The sequence below is a fragment of the Actinophytocola sp. genome, from assembly GCF_036555685.1.
Taxonomy (GTDB): Bacteria; Actinomycetota; Actinomycetes; order Mycobacteriales; family Pseudonocardiaceae; genus Actinophytocola.
This window is the reverse complement of the sequence record NZ_DATBKY010000315.1, coordinates 24,987-40,884: the sequence shown is the minus strand read 5'-3', so window position 1 is coordinate 40,884 and position 15,898 is coordinate 24,987. Positions and strand designations below refer to the sequence as shown.

Sequence of the window (15,898 nt, the reverse complement as noted above, 5' to 3'; positions counted from 1 at the left end):
CGTGTCCTCGCGGGTTTGGCGGCGATCGGGCGGTAACTCCTGCACTGTTGGAGCGACCCCCTCAGTAGAGGGGTCGAAGCGGGAGGTGCGGGCGTGCGCAGAGCGCGGAAAGCACTGTGGTTCCTCGGTGCGTTGATCTTCGTTGCGACCGTCGGTCTCGGCGCGTGGCAGATCGTTCGCGGTGAGGTACCGATCGTGGCGCTGCTGGGCCTGATCGCGCTGCTGCTGGGTGTCCTCGTGACGTGGCAGGCGCGCTCCCGGGAGCGTGGCCGCCTCGAGCTGGACGCCGCGATGCAGGCCGGCACGCTGCTCGCGTCACCGAACCGGCCGGCAGCCACCACCGCCGCGTTGCTGGCCCTGACCCGGGCCGGCCGCGCGGACCTGGCGGTGATCCTGCTCGTCGACCTGTGGCCGGGCCAGCAGGTGTCGACCGAGACCGCCATCCTCGTCGTCGACGAGGCGTTGCGGTCCTCGTCGCCGTCCGCGCAGCTGGTGGCGGCGGAGCTGCTGAGCCGCAACGCCCGCACGCTCGACCCGTGCCAGCCGCTGGACTGGCCGCGCTCGCTCGACGGCGAGTGGTTGCCCGAGCTGGCGCCCTCGACGAAGTTCCTGCTGCTGGAGGCGCTGCTGTTGTCGGCGTGTGCCGCTCCGGTCAACCGGAACTCGTTGCGGTTGCTGGCGATCCGGCTGTACGGGATCTGGGCGCACGACCCGTCGCTGCAGGCCAGCGCCGGCACGGCCATCGAGGTGCTGGTACCCGCGCTGGAACGGCACGGCTACCGGGACCTGACGCGCGTGAGCCTCGCGCAGCTGCGGCGGGCGGGCGCGTCCGCCCAGCCCCACCCGGACCGGTACGTCGCCGAGGTCGTGGCGGCACACCGCGCGCGGCTGGTGGCGTGGGTGTCCGCGGTGTCCGACGTGCCGCTCGGCAACCCGGTGGAGGCAGTCGCCCGCTGAACGTTTGTGGTTGCATACCAACATGATCCGTGCCCTGCTGCTCGTGACCGTGTCCCTCGCGCTCGCCACACCCGCCGCCGCCTCGCCGGCTCCGCCGGTGACCGTCCTCTCGTTCAACATCCACCACGCGGCCGGCGTCGACGGCGTGTTCGACCTCGACCGCCTGGCCACCGAGATCCGCGACTCCGGCGCGGACGTGGTGGGGCTGCAGGAGGTCGACCGGCACTACGGCGACCGCAGCTCGTGGACCGACGAACCGGCGGAGCTGTCCCGTCGGCTGGGCATGCACGTGGTCTTCGGGGCGAACCTGGACCTCGAGCCGCCCGCGCCGGGCGAACCGCGGCGCCAGTACGGCACGGCGATCCTGTCCCGGTACCCGATCGTCTCGTGGCGGAACACCTTGCTGCCCAAGGGAGATCCGGCGGAGGAGCAGCGCGGGCTGCTGTCGGCCGTGCTGGTCGTGCACGGCCATCGGCTGCGCTTCATGACGACCCACTTCCAGCACGACAGCGCGGTGGCCCGCGAGTTGCAGGCCACCGAGGTGGCGTCGCACGTGCGGGCGTCGCGGGAGCCGGTGGTGCTGACCGGCGATCTGAACGCGCCGCCGGACAAGCCGGAAGTCACCACGCTGACGGCCATCCTGACCGACACGTTCGCCTCGGCGGGCCAGGGGGACGGCTTCACCCACCCCGCCGATGCGCCGACCGCGCGGATCGACTACGTCCTGGCCGCCCTGCGTCCGGTTCGCAGCACGGTGCTGGCGACCGAGTCGTCCGACCACCGGCCGGTCCGGACGACGCTTCGGCGCTGACGAGCAGCTGCGCGCCCTGCCCGAGTCCCACGTCAAGCACCCGGCGGGACGGCGTGCCGAAGCGGGGCGTGCCACCTATGCCGCGAGCCGGCGGAGCTCACACGCTGATCGGCACCGAGCTGGCGCCGCGGAGGTTGAGGCGGCCGTTCCAGGTGACCTCGCCGTCCAGGGCCAGGTTCGGGAAGCGCGTCACGAGGTTGCTGAACGCGACCTTGCCCTCCAGCCTGGCCAGCGCCGCGCCGAGGCAGTGGTGCGGGCCGGCGCCGAACGACACGTGCCGGTGCGCGTCCGGGCGGTCGATGCGCAGCTCGTCGGCGTCCGGGCCCCAGAAGTCCGGATCGCGGTTGGCCGCGCCCAGGCACGCGATGACGAACTGGCCGGCCGGGATCTCCTTGCCGCGCAACGGGTACGGCGCGGTGGTGATCCGGCGGGTCTGCTGCACCGGGCTGTCATAGCGCAGGAACTCCTCGACCGCTCCCCCGGCGAGCTCCGGGTCGGCCCGCAGCGCGGCGAGCTGGCCGGGGTGGCGCAGCAGCGCGACGACGCCGTTCGCGATCAGGTTGACCGTCGTCTCGTGGCCGGCGACGTACAGCAGCAGCACCTGGGCCACCAGCTCGTCGTCGGTCAGCTTGTCGCCGTCCTCCTCGGCCTGGATCAGCGCGGTCAGCAGGTCGTCGGCGGGGTTCGCGCGCTTCCAGGCGATGATCTCCTCGGTCATGCCGGCCAGCTGAACCTCGGCGTCGGCGATCGCCTTGAGGACCTCCGGATCGGTCACGACCTCGAGCGAGCGCACCAGCGTGCCGGTCAGCTCGCGCAGCCGCACGTGATCGGTAGGCGGGGTGCCGAGCATCCTCGAGATCACCGCGAACGGCAGCGGGAAGGCGAGCTCGTCGACGAGGTCCACGTGCTTGCCGTCGGCGATCCGGTTCAGTGCCTCGTCGACCAGCCCCGCGACCATCGGCTCCAGCGCGGCGACCGACCGCGGCGTGAACACCTTCGCGACGAGCGAGCGCAGCCGCGTGTGGTCGGGCGGGTCCCGGTCCAACATGGACAGCGTGATCGCGTTCCGCTCGCCGGCGAACGCCCGGTACTGGTCGGCGATCGGCCCGTCGGCGAGGCTGCGATCCTCGACCGACAGGCCGGAGCGCAGCAGCTGGGCCACGTCGTCGTAGCGGGTCAGGAACCAGAACCCCAGCGGGTGTTCGTGGACCGGGTCGAGCTCGCGCATCTCGCGGTAGTGCGGGTACGGATCCGCGTCGAACCCCGGCAGCAACGGGTTGAAGATCATCGCTTCCGTCATGGAATTCCCCTCCTCAGGCGATGTCGCGCCGCGAACCCCGACCTTCACCTACTCCGCGTTCGTGACATACGCAGCGTATGTCTTATACTCAGCGCATGTCAACGGCGAAAAGCAGGCGCGAGGAGTTCTCCGAAGCCACCCGCGCGGCGCTCCTCGACGCGGCCACCAAGCGCTTCGCGGAGCTGGGCTTCTCGGGCACGTCGCTGGAGGACGTCGCCGCGGACATCCGGGCCAGCCGGGGCGCGGTGTACCACCACTTCTCGAGCAAGCGCGCGCTGTTCGAGGCGGTGTTCGCCCGCCTGGAGACGAACGCGGTGGACGCGGCCGCGAAGGCCGGCGCCCTGGGGGCGAACGCGTGGGAGAGCGCGCTGCTCGCGCTGGACGAGTTCCTGGAGCAGTGCTGCGACCCCGTGTACGGGCGGATCGTGTGGCTGGAGGGCCCGCTGGCGCTCGGCTGGGCATGCTGGATCGAGGAGGAGCAGAAGTACGCGTACGGGATGGTGGAGTCGTTCGTCCGCGCGCTGCTCGAGAGTGGCGCGCTGGCGCCGGTTCCGCTGGAGACCACGACGCAGCTCGCCTTCGGGATGCTGGGCGCGGCGGGACAGGCGCTGGCGGGCGCGGCGGCGGACGATCAGCCGCGGATCAAGGCGGAGTACCGGGACGTGATGAGCCGGATGCTGGCCGGCCTGCGCGCCTGAAACCGCCACCCGCTCGCCACAGTCACTCCAACGCTGGACGGCGACGTGCTTGCCGTGCTCGCGAGAAGTACAGCGGGCTTCACAACTGGCCAACTACATCGGGTGTTGAATAGTCCCTCCGAAGAGGGCATCCGGAGAGTGCTCCGGCGCCTGACCAAGCAAGGCATTGTCTTGTCCACAAAGGTAGGCAATGCTCATAGCTATCAGCTGAATCGCTCTCATCTTGCCGCGGAGTATATTGTAAGCCTCGCCGGACTTCAGAATGAATTGCTTGAGCACCTCGCCGATAGAATCTCCGCATGGAAAGTCAGGCCAAAGTACGCGGCGGTATTGGGATATGGCCTCCACGCGAAGGTTCTGCGGGAGGTACTTGTTGAGGGGCTGACGCTGGCTGGCTCGGCGACATGGTTGAAGAAACAAATGAACAGGAACACCTAACTAACATGCGGACCCGCCGCTGCGACAATGGCGGAGATACATATGTAGCTTTGTGTGTCCTCGCCGGCATAGCCGCGTCTGACGTGATCTGCTGCGCCAGTCTCGGCGAGTACCCGAAAGGCGATAACCACGCCGAGGCCGTCCGCATGCTGAGAACGGTAGACAACGAGGCTGCGAAGCACCCAAGCGTGCTGCTCGGCATGAAGACGCGAAGCGAGTACAGCCATTCCCGCATGACGGCCGACGAGGTCAGGAAGTCCGGCCGCGCGGCGGAAGCGCTCGTCAAGCTGGCACGGCGGGCGCACGCGGCCGCCGGTGGCTAGGTGAGGCGGCGGACCACCGCGTCCGCGAGCAGGCGGCCCCGCAGTGTCAGCACGCAGCGGCCGAAGCGGCCGTGCACGCCCTTCAGGGCCGCCGCGTCGAGCAGGCCTTCCTCCGCCAGCAGGCCGGCCTCGGCCCGCGCCGCCGGGGACAGGGCGTCCACGATCAGGCCGTCCACCAGGCGGAGCTCCAGCATGACCCGCTCCAGCCGGCGGTCCGAAGTAGACAGGACCTCGCGCGCGGCGGCGGGTGACGAGCCGGCCGCCAGCAGGGACGCGTACCTGGCCGGGTGCTTCACGTTCCACCAGCGCACGCCGCCCACGTGGCTGTGGGCCCCGGGGCCGGCACCCCACCAGTCCGCGCCGTGCCAGTAGCCCATGTTGTGGCGGCACCACGCCGCGGGAGCCGGCGCCCAGTTCGACACCTCGTACCAGTGCAGGCCGGCGGCCGACAGCACGGCGTCGACCTGTTCGTAGCGGTCGGCGAGGACGTCGTCATCCGGCGCGGGCAGCTCGCCGCGGGCGATGCGGCGGGCCAGGGCGGTCCCCGCCTCGACGATCAGCGCGTACGCCGACACATGGTCCACGCCCGCCGCAAGGACGGCGTCCAGGGACGCGGACAGATCCGCGGCGGACTCCCCCGGCGTGCCGTAGATCAGGTCCAGGTTCACGTGCTCGAAGCCCGCCGACCGGGCCTCCAGCGCGGCCGCCGCGGCCCGGCCCGGCGTGTGGGTGCGGTCCAGCACGGCGAGCACGTGCGGCGCGGCGGACTGCATGCCCAGCGACACCCGCGTGTAGCCGGCCTCGCGAATGCCTTCGAAGAAGTCCGGCGACGTGGACTCGGGGTTCGACTCCGTCGTCACCTCGGCGTCGGCCGCGAGCCCGAACGAGGACCGCACCGCGTCGAGGACCGACGCGAGACCGCCGGCGCCGAGCATCGAAGGCGTCCCGCCGCCCACGAACACGGTGTCGGCCGCGGGCGGCGAGCCCAGGACCGACGCGGCAAGCGAGAGCTCCCGCCGCAGACCGTCCAACCAGGACGCCGGGGACGCGGGCGAGGACGAGAGCTCCGCCGCCGTGTAGGTGTTGAAGTCGCAGTAACCACAGCGCGTCGCGCAGAACGGCACGTGCACGTAGACGCCGAACGGCCGGCGCCCGAGCCCCTGGAGGGCGGAGTCGGGCAGCCGGCCGTCGGTTGGCGCGGTGTCGCCGTCGGGAAGCGCGGATGGCACGTGTCCATCCTGCGCCCAGCCGTCAGCGGAAGACGAGCAGGGTCACCGCGGTTGCGCCACCCGCGATGATCAGGCCCACGAAACCGAAGGCAGGCGCCCTGCGGAACCAGGGCGTGTTCCGGTCCAGCGAAATCCGGCCGGGGCCGGTGAAAAGCAGGGCGAACGACGCGCCCGCGAACATCATCTCGAGCTCGACGTTGCCGAGGAACCGGCTCCAGTCACCCTTCACGACGATGACGTTCGCCATGATCGCGAGGATGGCCGCCGCGGCGGCGGGGGTGAACAGGCCGAGGACGAGCAGCGCGCCGGCCGCGGTCTCGCTGATCGAGAGGACCCAGGTGAGGATCCCCACGTCGTGGAAGCCGTAGCCGGTGAGCAGGTCCTGCGTGCCGCCGCGACCGAGGCCGTCGAACCAGCCGAACAACATGTCCAGGCCGTGCGCGACGAACATCCCGCCCAGCACCAGACGCAGCACGAGCAGGCCGAAGTCCAGCCCACCGTGCCAGGACGCGGTCCGCCGGACCGGCTCCTCGCCGAAATCGGAGTCGAAATCGCTGTCGAAACCGCCGCCGGAGCCGGACAGCACCGTGGTCTGCTGACTGGAGTAACCAGCCTCGTCGAACTCCGCGTCCGATCTACGACCGAAGTCGCCGTCCTTCTCGCGATCGAACAGGCCGCTATCTGAGTAACCGCCCGCAGCCCGAGAGCGGTTGTCGTCAGTCGTCACCCAGCGCAGAGTAGGCCATCTGCGGACCGTATACACAGCTACACGGAATCAATACGCTCCGTGTACCAAGTTCTCGGGATCCTTGCCCGCGGCGTACCGCGCGATCTCGGCCGCCACGACGGCGTACGCGCGCCGCGCGTAGCCGTGCACGCTGCCGGCGACGTGCGGGGTGAGCAGCAGGCCCGGCGCCGTCCACAGTGGATGGTCGGGTGGCAGCGGCTCGGGATCGGTGACGTCCAGCGCGGCCCGCAGCCGGCCGCGCTGCAGCTCCGCGAGCAGCGCGTCGGTGACGACGACCTTGCCGCGCGCAGCGTTCACCAGTACCGCGCCGTCCGGCATGCGGGCCAGGAACTCCGCGTCGACGAGTCCGGTGGTCGCGTCGGTGAGCGGCACCATCAGCACGACGACGTCGTGCTGACCGAGCAGCGCCGGCAGCTCGTCGATCCCGTGCACGCCCTCGCGGGCCGTGGTGCCGACGAGCGTGACCGTGGCGTCGCTCGCCTCCAGCCGCGTGCGCATCCGCCGGCCCAGGTCGCCCGCGCCGAGCACGAGGACCCGCTTGTCCTGCAACGTGTCGGTCGCGTGCCGGTCCCAGGTGCGGGACTCGCGCAGCCGGTCGAACGGGATCAGCTCGCGGTAGACGGCGATCAGCGCGCCGAGGGCCCACTCCGCGGTGCTGCCGCCGTGCGCACCGCGCGCGATCGACAGCATGACCTGCGACGGGATGCGGCCGATCCAGTTCTCCGCGCCGGCGGTCGTCAGCTGGATGAGGCGCAGGTTGGGCAGCCGGTCGACGAACGCGGCGGGATCGGTCTCGACGAGGAAGCCCGGCACGAGCACCTCGGCCTCCGCGGCGCCGGGTGGGAGAGGTTTGTCCGGATCGGTGGCGTCGTAGACGAGCGCCCGGACGCCGTCGATGCCGGACAGCGCCTCGGCACCCAGCTCGTCGGGCACGAGCACGGTGATCGACTCGGTCGCACTCACGCGGCCCACCCTCTCACGTGTTGTTCACGGACCGGGACCTAGCTTGGAGCACATGGGAGCGCGGTGGCGGACGCTGGTGGCCGGCGTCACGGTCGGCGGCACCGTGCTGGCCGCCGGGCTGACCGCGGGCTGCGCGACGTTCACCGACCAGCCCGAGGAATGGCACCCGCAGAGCGAGCTGACCCCCCAGGCCGCGCCCAACCCGCAGGTGCCCGGCGAGGGTGGCGGCGCCGGTAGCTCGAGCCCCACCGAGCAGCCGAAACCGCAGGACGTGCCACCGCCCAACGGCTGCAAGGACTACAACCCGGCCGTGATCGGCACCTGCATGTCCACGGTCGTCGCCGTGGCGGCGGTGCCGGGTGACGGCCAGGAGCCGTCCGCGCTGGTCGGCGAGCGGGACACCGGGCGGATCCTGCGCGTCAAGCGCGGGGTGCCACCGCAGGTCGTCGCGAAGCTCCCGGTGGACGCGCGCACGGACGGCGGGCTCACCGGCCTGGCCCTGTCCCCCAGCTACGCCGAGGACCAGCTGCTGTTCGCATACATCACGACGGCGACCGACAACCGCCTGGTGCGCATCGCGCCCGGCGACACCCCCAAGCCCGTCCTGACCGGCATCCCGCGCGGGCGCAGCGGCAACGCGGGCGCGCTGGCGCTCGACCACCGCGGCGCGCTGCTGCTCGCCACCGGCAACGCCGGCAACCCCGCGCAGGCGAAGAACCCGGCCTCGCTGGCCGGCAAGGTCCTGCGCATCGACGAGTCCGGGCAGCCCGCGCCGGACAACCCCACGCCGACCCGCGTCGTGGCGAGCGGGCTGAACTCGCCCGGCGGGCTGTGCGCGTCGATGGACGGCTCGCGCATGTGGGTCACCGACCGCGGTCCGACCGCGGACCTGCTGTACCACCTGCAGCCGGGCAAGCCGCTCGGCTCGCCGGCGTGGACCTGGCCGGACCGGCCCGGCGTGGCGGGCTGCGCGTCGACCCCGGACGCGCTGTGGGTCGTGACCGCCAAGGCCGGGAACCTGCAGAACCTGCCGATCGCCCAGGACGGCTCGTTCAGCGGCAAGCCCGAGGTCATGATGGCGGCCGAAGAGGGCTTCGGCCGGCTGTCGGGGTTCGACCTCATCAACGAGCGGCTGGCGGTGGCCGGGACGGTCAACAAGGACGGCGGCAAGCCCGTGTCCAGCGACGACCGGGCCGTGCTGGTGACCGTGCTGCAGGGCGGCGGGGGCGGCGGCCCGGACTGATCCGGCCGGCACACACTTCGCGCGCGTTCTGTGTGCTTTCCGTGTGGACGGCTCTCCTACTGTTCCGCGCTGGGTGGCCACGCGGCCCGAGGGTGCCGCGATCCGAGGGTCATCTCCACACCGGAAAGCCAGTCAAGGAGAAGTACGCACGTGTCCGCATACCCCGTGACACCCGAGCGGTCAGCGGCGCGCCGCCCCGGCACGCTCACCACAGCCATCGTCATCACCGTGCTGACCGCGATCGCGTCGATCGTGAACGGCCTCATCATCGCCACCGGCGGCAGTGACCTGATCAAGGACATCCTCGCCGACTCGGGCCTGCCGCCCGAGGCGCTGACCGACGCCAACCTCGAGTCCGCCGTGCAGATCGCCGGCTACTCGTCGCTGGACGACTTCGAGTCGACCTTCGCCATGCGCGGCTACATGGCGCTCGTGGCCGGCGTCCTGCTCGTCGTGTTCGCGCTGCTGATGCGCAAGGCCGCCACGTGGGCCCGCGCCCTGGTGACCGTCTCGGCGCTGGCGGCGTTCGCGTTCGCCGGCATCATCGTCGCCGACGAGACCACCACCACGATGGCCATGCTGTCGCTGGTGACGATCCTCGGCGCGGTGCTGTCGATCATCTTCACGTGGCTGCCGGCGAACGGCCGCTACGCGAAGGCGGCCGCGTAGGGGACCGGCCGCTACAGCAGGGGAAGGCCGGGTGCCGGACGCACGGGAGGGACGCGTCCGGCACCCGTTCTGCTGAGCGGGCTAGGGACGGGTGAGCGTGAGGAGCAGGCGGGTGAGCGTGGTGGTGCTCGCGTCGCGCGGGTCGGTGAGCCGGCCGGCCTCGTCGCGGGCCGACGCGGCGGCCGGGTGGTCGCCGAGCGCCTCGTACGCGGCGGCCAGCAGCCGCAGCGTCACCGTGACCGACGCCTGGCTGCCCATCTCGCGGTACGCGGCGAGGCACCGGTGCAGCTCCGGGACCGCCTCGGCGGCCCGGCCGGTGCCCACCCAGCTCGCCGCGAGCGCCCGCGAGCACGACAGCTCGCGCGGCCGCTCGTTGATCTCCACCGCGATGCGCCTGCCCTCGCCGAACGCCTCGACCGCGTCCGCGCGCCTGCCCTGGCCGGCGAGGATCGCGCCGAGCGTGCGCAGCGAGCGGGCCAGCGACGCGCGCGCGGTCGTGCCGCGCAGCAACGAGACCGAGTCCCGGGCGGCAACCGCCGCCCGGTCCAGGTCGCCGGTCAGCGCGAGGCTCCACGACAGGCTCTGCAGCGCGAGCGCGACCGTCCGCCGCTCCTCGCCGCGGCGCGCGACCTCCAGCGCCGCCATGTCGAGGCGCACCGCCTCCGCGGGCCGGCCGAGCCGGTTCAGCGCCGCCGCGCGGGCACGCAGCACGCAGAGCGCGGCGAAGTCGTCGTCCGGGTCCGCCACCTTGGCCGCCCGGCCGGCCATGAGCAGCGCCTCCTCCGGCTCGCCGAGCCCGGTGAGGCAGTCCGCCAGGTTGGTCAGCACCCAGGCCCCCGTGCGGCCGTCGCCGAGCCGGGCGAGCCGCTCGGCGCATCTTCGGTACCGGGTGACCGCGTGGGCGTAGCCACCGCGCAGGTGCAGCAGCCGGACGAGCACGGCCTCGGCGCGGACCTCGACGAGCTCGTCGCCGGCCTCGCGCGCCGCGGCGGCCAGGGCCTCGGCGCAGAAGCGCAGGTCGGCGTAGTAGCCGTGCAGCCACAGGTACGCGGCGAGCCGGTCGAACATCTCGGCGGCGAGGACGTACTCGCCGTCGCAGAAGTCGTCGACCCGGCACAGCCGGCCGATGCCGGCCACCAGCGTCGGCCGCTCGTGGGCGAACCACGCCTCGGGGTCGGCGAGCATGCGGCGCATGGTCTCGCGCGAGATGGGCGGCGTAGGCAGGTCCGGCACGCGCGGCGGCAGTGGCGAGACCCGCGGCAGGCGGCGGGCCAGCAGGTCGGTGAGGGCGTAGCCGGCGAGGACGAGCCGCGTGCCGGCCTCCTCGGGCCGGCCGAGGTGTTCGTGGGCCCGCTCGGTGGCGTACGCGCGGACGATGTCGTGCATGACGAACCGCGGCTCGCCGCAGGCGTCCACCCCGGCGGGCTGCAGCAGGCTCGACTCGACCAGCTCCTCGACCGCGGCCTCGCCCTCCGGGCCGTCGAGCAGCAGGGCGAGGCCCCAGGCCGGGTGGTCGGCGACGTCGACCTGGCCGATGAGGCGGAACAGGTAACGGGCGGGCTCGGTCAGCGCGTCGTAGCTCAGCGCGAGGCCGGCGCGGATCTGCAGGTCGCTGACGGTCAGCTCGTCGAGCCGGCGGCGCTCGTCGGCGAGCCGGTCGGCCAGCTCGGTCAGCCGCAGCTGCGGGCGCAGCGACAGCCGCGTCGCGGCGATCCGCAGGGCCAGCGGCAGGTTCCCGCACGCGGCGGCGATCCGCTCGGCGCCGGCCGGGTCCCCGCCGACCCGCACGCCGGCGACGCGCTCGAGCAGCTCGGCGGCCTCGGCGTCGGTGAACGGCGGCACCGTGACCCGGTGCGCGCCGGCGAGGCCGGAAAGGCGCAGGCGGCTCGTGACGAGCACGGCGCTGGTGGCCGTGCCCGGGGCGAGCGCGCGGATCTGGGCCGGGCTCGCGGCGTCGTCGAGGACGAGGAGGACCTTGCGGTCGGCGAGGCGGCTGCGCAGGACGGCGGCCTTGGCGTGCAGGTCGTCGGGGATGGCCGGGCCGGTGACGCCGAGCGTGCGGAGCAGGTCGGCGAGGACGTCGCCGACCTCGCGCGGGTCGGTGGCGCCGGCGAGGTGGGCGAAGAGCTGGCCGTCGGGAAAGGCGTCGCGGACGCGGTGGGCCACCCGGACCGCGAGCATGCTCTTGCCGACGCCGGGCTCCCCGCTGAGCACGACGACGGGCGCGCGCCGCTCGGCGAGGGTGGCGGTCAGCTCGTCGACCAGCTCGCCGCGGCCGGTGAAGTCGAGGACCTCGGCGGGCAGCTGGCAGATCGGCCAGGTGTGCTTGCCGTCCTGGTTCGCGTCGTCGCCGCGGAGGATCGCGGCGTGCACCTCGCGCAGCTCGGCGCCGGGCTCCAGGCCGGTCTCGTCGATCAGCGTGGCGCGGGTCCTGCGGTAGGCGTCGAGCGCCTCGACCTGCCGGCCGGAGCGCCAGAGCGCGGTCATCAGCAGCCCGACGAGCCGCTCCCGCAACGGATGCTCGGCGACGGCCACCTGCAGCTCGCCGACGAGATCCGCGTGCCGGCCGGCGGCGAGCTCGGCCTCGACGCAGTCCTCGAAGACGGCCCAGCGCTCGGCCTCGAGCCGGGCCACCTCGGCGTCGAGCTGCGGCACGGTCAGGTCGGCGAGGGGCCGGTCGCGCCACTGCGCGAGCGCGCGGCGCAGGTGGGCGGCGGCCAGGCGCGGATCGCGGGTGGCGCGGCCCATGGCGGCCTCCCGCCGGAAGACGAGCAGGTCCAGGTCGTCGTCCTCGACGCGGAGCCGGTAGCCGCGTCCGGTGTTGTCGATGGGCCCGAGCCGCTCGCGGAGGCGGGAGACGTAGGTGTGCAGGTTGGAGGCGTACGACTTGGGCGGCACGTCGGGCCAGAGCGCGTCGACTAGCCGGTCGGTCGTCACCTGCTTGTTGGCGTGGAACAGGAGCATGGCGAGCAGCGAGCGCTGCCGGTCACCGCGCAGGCGCAACCCCTGCCCGTCGTGACCGGTGATCTGCAAGGGCCCGAGAACCCCGTACTTCGCACTCATCGCGCGGGCATGGTAACCACGCCACTTCGTCCACCCGCCGACCAATCCCCGCGAGTCCAACGCTCAGCACGGGCGAGTCCAACGCTCGCGCCGGGCGAGTCCAACGTCCGGGCCGGGCTGGGCGTTGGACACGCGGGGACTGGGGGTTGGACTCGCGAGGGCTGGGGGTTGGACACGCGGGGGCTGGAGGTTGGACACGCGGGCGAGTCCGACGCTCAACACGGGCGAGTCCAACGCTCGCGCCGGGCGAGTCCAACGTCCGGGCCGGGGCTGGGGGTTGGACTCGCGAGGGCTGGGCGTTGGACTCGCGAGGGCTGGGGGTTGGACTCGCGAGGCGGAACGGGGGACTCGCGAGCCGGAACGGGGGCTCGCGGGCTGGGACGGGGGGCTCGCGGGGTTAGGTGCAGCGTTCGAGGATCAGCTCGCGGACTCGCTTGGCGTCCGCCTTGCCCTTCGTCGCCTTCATGACCGCGCCCACGATGGCACCCGCCGCCTGGACCTTGCCGCCGCGGATCTTGTCCGCCACGTCCGGTTGGGCGGCCAGTGCCTCGTCGATCGCGGCGTGCAGGGCCGAGTCGTCCGACACCACCGCGAGGCCCCGGGCCGCCACGACCTCGTCCGGCTCGCCCTCGCCCGCCAGCACGCCGTCCACGACCTCGCGCGCCAGCTTGTTCGTCAGCGAACCCCCGGAAACCAGCGCCGCCACGCGCGCGACCTGCGCCGGCGTGATCGGCAGCTCGCCCAGCTCCACGCCGCGCGAGTTGGCCTCCTGGGCCAGGTAGTTGACCCACCACGCCCGCGCCTCGGCCGGCGCCGCGCCCGCGTCCACAGTGGACGCGACGAGCTCGACCGCGCCCGCGTTCACCAGGTCGCGCAGCTCCAGGTCCGACAGCTGCCACTCCTCCTGGATCCGCTTGCGCCGCTGCCACGGCATCTCCGGCAGCGTCGCGCGCAGCTTGTCCACCCACTCCCCCGACGGCGCGATCGGCACCAGGTCGGGCTCCGGGAAGTACCGGTAGTCCTCCGAGGTCTCCTTGCGCCGGCCGGCCGAGGTCGTGCCGGTGCCCTCGTCGAAGTGGCGGGTCTCTTGCAGCACCGTGCCGCCATCGGTCAGCAGCGCGGCCTGCCGGGTCATCTCGTAGCGCACCGCGCGCTCGACGCTGCGCAGCGAGTTGACGTTCTTCGTCTCCGTGCGGGTGCCGAACTCCGTGGTACCACGCGGCATCAGCGACACGTTCGCGTCGCAGCGCAGCGACCCCTGGTCCATCCGGACGTCCGACACGTCCAGCGCCCGCAGCAGGTCCCGCAGCGCCGTCACGTACGCGCGCGCCACCTCCGGCGCGCGGGCACCGGTGCCGGTGATCGGCTTCGTGACGATCTCGATCAGCGGGACGCCGGCCCGGTTGTAGTCGAGCAGCGAGTGCGCGGCGCCGTGGATGCGCCCGGTCGCGCCGCCGACGTGCAGCGACTTGCCGGTGTCCTCCTCCATGTGCGCGCGCTCGATGCCGACCTCGACGACAGAGCCGTCGGCGAGCTCCAGGTTCAGCACGCCGTTGTACGCGATCGGCTCGTCGTACTGGGAGGTCTGGAAGTTCTTCGGCATGTCCGGGTAGAAGTAGTTCTTCCGCGCGAACCGGCACCACTCCGCGATGTCGCAGCCGAGCGCGAGCCCGATGCGGATCGCCGACTCGACGCCCTTGCCGTTGAGCACCGGCAGCGAGCCGGGCAGGCCGAGGCACACCGGGCACACCTGGGTGTTCGGCTCCGCGCCGAACGCCGTCGGGCAGCCGCAGAACATCTTGGTGTTCGTGTTCAGCTCGACGTGCACCTCGAGGCCGAGCACCGGGTCGAAGCGCTCGATCACCTCGTCGTAGTCGAGGACGGGGGCGGTCATCGGGCGACCTCCAGCTGCGGGACTCGGTTGATCAGTGGACCGCCCTGGGCGGCGTCGCGGGCGACCTCGAACGCGGCCGCCACCCGGTACATGCGCTGCTCCTGGAGCGCCGGCGCCATCACCTGCAGGCCGACCGGCAGCCCGTCCTGTTCGGACAGTCCGGCCGGGACGCTCAGGGCCGGCGTGCCGGCCAGGTTCGCGGGGATCGTGCACAGGTCCGCGCGGTACATGGCCACCGGGTCGTCCACCCGCTCGCCGATGCGGAACGCGGTGGTCGGCGTGGTCGGCGACACGAGCACGTCGACGTCCGCGAACGCCTTGGTGAAGTCGTTCGTGATCAGCGTGCGGACCTTCTGCGCCTGCCCGTAGTAGGCGTCGTAGTAGCCGGACGACAACGCGTAGGTGCCGATCATGATGCGGCGCTTGACCTCCTCGCCGAAGCCGGCCTCGCGGGTGAGCGCCATGACCTGCTCGGCGCTCGCGTTCCCGTCGTCGCCGACGCGCAGCCCGTAGCGCATCGCGTCGAACCGGGCGAGGTTCGAGGAGCACTCGCTCGGCGCGATCAGGTAGTACGCCGGCAGCGCGTAGTCGAAGTGCGGGCAGGAGACCTCGACGATCTCCGCGCCGAGACCGCGCAGCGTCTCGACCGCCTGCCGGAACGCGCCGAGCACGCCGTCCTGGTACCACTCGCCGGTGAACTCGCGCACCACGCCGATCCGCACGCCGGTCAGGTCGCCGCTCGCGCCCTGCCGGGCGGCCTCGACGACCGGCGGCACCGGCCCGTCGATGGACGTGGAGTCCATCGGGTCGTACCCGCCGATGACCTCGTGCAGCAGCGCCGCGTCGAGCACGGTCCGCGCGCACGGCCCGCCCTGGTCGAGCGAGGAGGAGAACGCGACGAGCCCGTAGCGGGACACGCCGCCGTAGGTTGGCTTGACGCCGACCGTGCCGGTGACCGCCGCGGGCTGGCGGATCGAGCCGCCGGTGTCGGTGCCGATCGCTAGCGGCGCCTCGAAGGCGGCGAGCGACGCGGACGAGCCGCCGCCCGACCCGCCCGGGATCCGGTCGAGGTCCCACGGGTTGTGGGTTACCCCGTACGCGGAGTTCTCGGTGGACGAGCCCATCGCGAACTCGTCCATGTTCGTCTTGCCGAGGATGACGACGCCGGCCTCGCGCAGCTTGCGCGTGACGGTCGCGTCGTACGGCGGCACCCAGCCCTCGAGGATCTTGGAGCCGACCGTGGTCGGGATCCCCCGCGTGGCGAAGACGTCCTTGAGCGCGAGCGGGACGCCGGCGAGCGGCGAGGCGACCGGGCGGCCGGCGGCGACGTCCTCGTCGACCTCGCGGGCCGCGGCGAGCGCGCCCTCGGCGTCCACGTGCAGGAACGCGTGCACGGTGGCGTCGATGGCGTCGATGCGGTCCAGGTGCGCCTGGGTGACCTCGACGGACGAGACCTCGCCCGCGTGGATCCGCGCGGCCAGCTCGGCCGCGGTGCCGCGGTTCAACTCGCTCCCGCTCACGCTCGTGCCTCCGGTTCGCTCCGCTCGGTCGCTAGCACGCCG

General features: G+C 72.6%; 13 protein-coding genes. 6 read left to right on the top strand and 7 right to left on the bottom strand.

Features of this window, described 5'->3' with window-relative positions; all coding sequences use genetic code 11:
* The first annotated feature begins 93 nt into the window (after window positions 1–93).
* Window positions 94–957 (top strand): hypothetical protein, encoded by an 864-nt coding sequence (locus VH969_RS33600; protein ID WP_331982071.1) that lies wholly within the window; start codon window positions 94–96, stop codon window positions 955–957.
* Between the two features lie 22 nt (window positions 958–979).
* Complete coding sequence (locus tag VH969_RS33595) at window positions 980–1,768, top strand: endonuclease/exonuclease/phosphatase family protein (protein WP_331982068.1); 789 nt, start codon at window positions 980–982, stop codon at window positions 1,766–1,768.
* A gap of 97 nt (window positions 1,769–1,865) precedes the next feature.
* On the opposite strand, the gene VH969_RS33590 is transcribed toward VH969_RS33595, so the two are convergent.
* Window positions 1,866–3,068, bottom strand: coding sequence for a cytochrome P450 (locus VH969_RS33590; RefSeq protein WP_331982065.1), 1,203 nt, complete (start codon window positions 3,066–3,068; stop codon window positions 1,866–1,868).
* A 95-nt stretch (window positions 3,069–3,163) separates the two neighbouring features.
* On the opposite strand from VH969_RS33590, the gene VH969_RS33585 reads away from it, so the two are divergent.
* Complete coding sequence (locus VH969_RS33585) at window positions 3,164–3,766, top strand: TetR/AcrR family transcriptional regulator (RefSeq protein WP_331982062.1); 603 nt, start codon at window positions 3,164–3,166, stop codon at window positions 3,764–3,766.
* A 404-nt stretch (window positions 3,767–4,170) separates the two neighbouring features.
* The gene (locus tag VH969_RS33580) at window positions 4,171–4,527 is read left to right on the top strand and encodes a hypothetical protein (RefSeq protein WP_331982059.1); all 357 of its coding nucleotides are present in this window, start codon (window positions 4,171–4,173) and stop codon (window positions 4,525–4,527) included.
* On the opposite strand, the gene hemW is transcribed toward VH969_RS33580, so the two are convergent.
* From hemW to VH969_RS33565, 3 genes are read right to left on the bottom strand one after another with little or no spacing between them, the layout of a single operon-like run.
* On the bottom strand, window positions 4,524–5,756 hold the full coding sequence (hemW, locus tag VH969_RS33575; protein ID WP_331982056.1) for a radical SAM family heme chaperone HemW: 1,233 nt from the start codon (window positions 5,754–5,756) through the stop codon (window positions 4,524–4,526). The two genes, VH969_RS33580 and hemW, sit on opposite strands and share 4 nt — an antisense overlap.
* A gap of 22 nt (window positions 5,757–5,778) precedes the next feature.
* Complete coding sequence (locus VH969_RS33570; protein ID WP_331982053.1) at window positions 5,779–6,483, bottom strand: DoxX family protein; 705 nt, start codon at window positions 6,481–6,483, stop codon at window positions 5,779–5,781.
* 48 nt (window positions 6,484–6,531) lie between these two features.
* Window positions 6,532–7,467: a 2-hydroxyacid dehydrogenase gene (locus VH969_RS33565; RefSeq protein WP_331982050.1), complete on the bottom strand. Its 936-nt coding sequence runs from the start codon at window positions 7,465–7,467 to the stop codon at window positions 6,532–6,534.
* A 52-nt stretch (window positions 7,468–7,519) separates the two neighbouring features.
* On the opposite strand from VH969_RS33565, the gene VH969_RS33560 reads away from it, so the two are divergent.
* Window positions 7,520–8,710 (top strand): PQQ-dependent sugar dehydrogenase, encoded by a 1,191-nt coding sequence (locus tag VH969_RS33560; RefSeq protein ID WP_331982047.1) that lies wholly within the window; start codon window positions 7,520–7,522, stop codon window positions 8,708–8,710.
* A gap of 150 nt (window positions 8,711–8,860) precedes the next feature.
* On the top strand, window positions 8,861–9,379 hold the full coding sequence (locus VH969_RS33555) for a hypothetical protein (RefSeq protein WP_331982044.1): 519 nt from the start codon (window positions 8,861–8,863) through the stop codon (window positions 9,377–9,379).
* A gap of 81 nt (window positions 9,380–9,460) precedes the next feature.
* On the opposite strand, the gene VH969_RS33550 is transcribed toward VH969_RS33555, so the two are convergent.
* From VH969_RS33550 to gatA, 3 genes are all read right to left on the bottom strand, one after another.
* Complete coding sequence (locus tag VH969_RS33550) at window positions 9,461–12,442, bottom strand: AfsR/SARP family transcriptional regulator (protein WP_331982041.1); 2,982 nt, start codon at window positions 12,440–12,442, stop codon at window positions 9,461–9,463.
* Between the two features lie 397 nt (window positions 12,443–12,839).
* Entirely contained in the window at window positions 12,840–14,336 is a 1,497-nt protein-coding gene (gene gatB / locus VH969_RS33545; protein ID WP_331982038.1) for an Asp-tRNA(Asn)/Glu-tRNA(Gln) amidotransferase subunit GatB, read from the bottom strand.
* A complete protein-coding gene (gene gatA / locus VH969_RS33540; protein WP_331982035.1) occupies window positions 14,333–15,856 on the bottom strand; it encodes an Asp-tRNA(Asn)/Glu-tRNA(Gln) amidotransferase subunit GatA in 1,524 nt (507 codons plus the stop codon). The genes gatB and gatA overlap by 4 nt, the downstream gene beginning before the upstream one ends.
* Between the last annotated feature and the right edge of the window lie 42 nt (window positions 15,857–15,898).

Coding starts and splice junctions, on each gene's coding strand:
- VH969_RS33595 (WP_331982068.1), top strand. CDS start 980: ATGATCCGTGCCCTGCTGCTCGTGACCGTGTCCCTCGCGCTCGCCACA.
- VH969_RS33590 (WP_331982065.1), bottom strand. CDS start 3,068: ATGACGGAAGCGATGATCTTCAACCCGTTGCTGCCGGGGTTCGACGCG.
- VH969_RS33585 (WP_331982062.1), top strand. CDS start 3,164: ATGTCAACGGCGAAAAGCAGGCGCGAGGAGTTCTCCGAAGCCACCCGC.
- VH969_RS33580 (WP_331982059.1), top strand. CDS start 4,171: ATGGTTGAAGAAACAAATGAACAGGAACACCTAACTAACATGCGGACC.
- VH969_RS33560 (WP_331982047.1), top strand. CDS start 7,520: ATGGGAGCGCGGTGGCGGACGCTGGTGGCCGGCGTCACGGTCGGCGGC.
- VH969_RS33550 (WP_331982041.1), bottom strand. CDS start 12,442: ATGAGTGCGAAGTACGGGGTTCTCGGGCCCTTGCAGATCACCGGTCAC.
- gatB (WP_331982038.1), bottom strand. CDS start 14,336: ATGACCGCCCCCGTCCTCGACTACGACGAGGTGATCGAGCGCTTCGAC.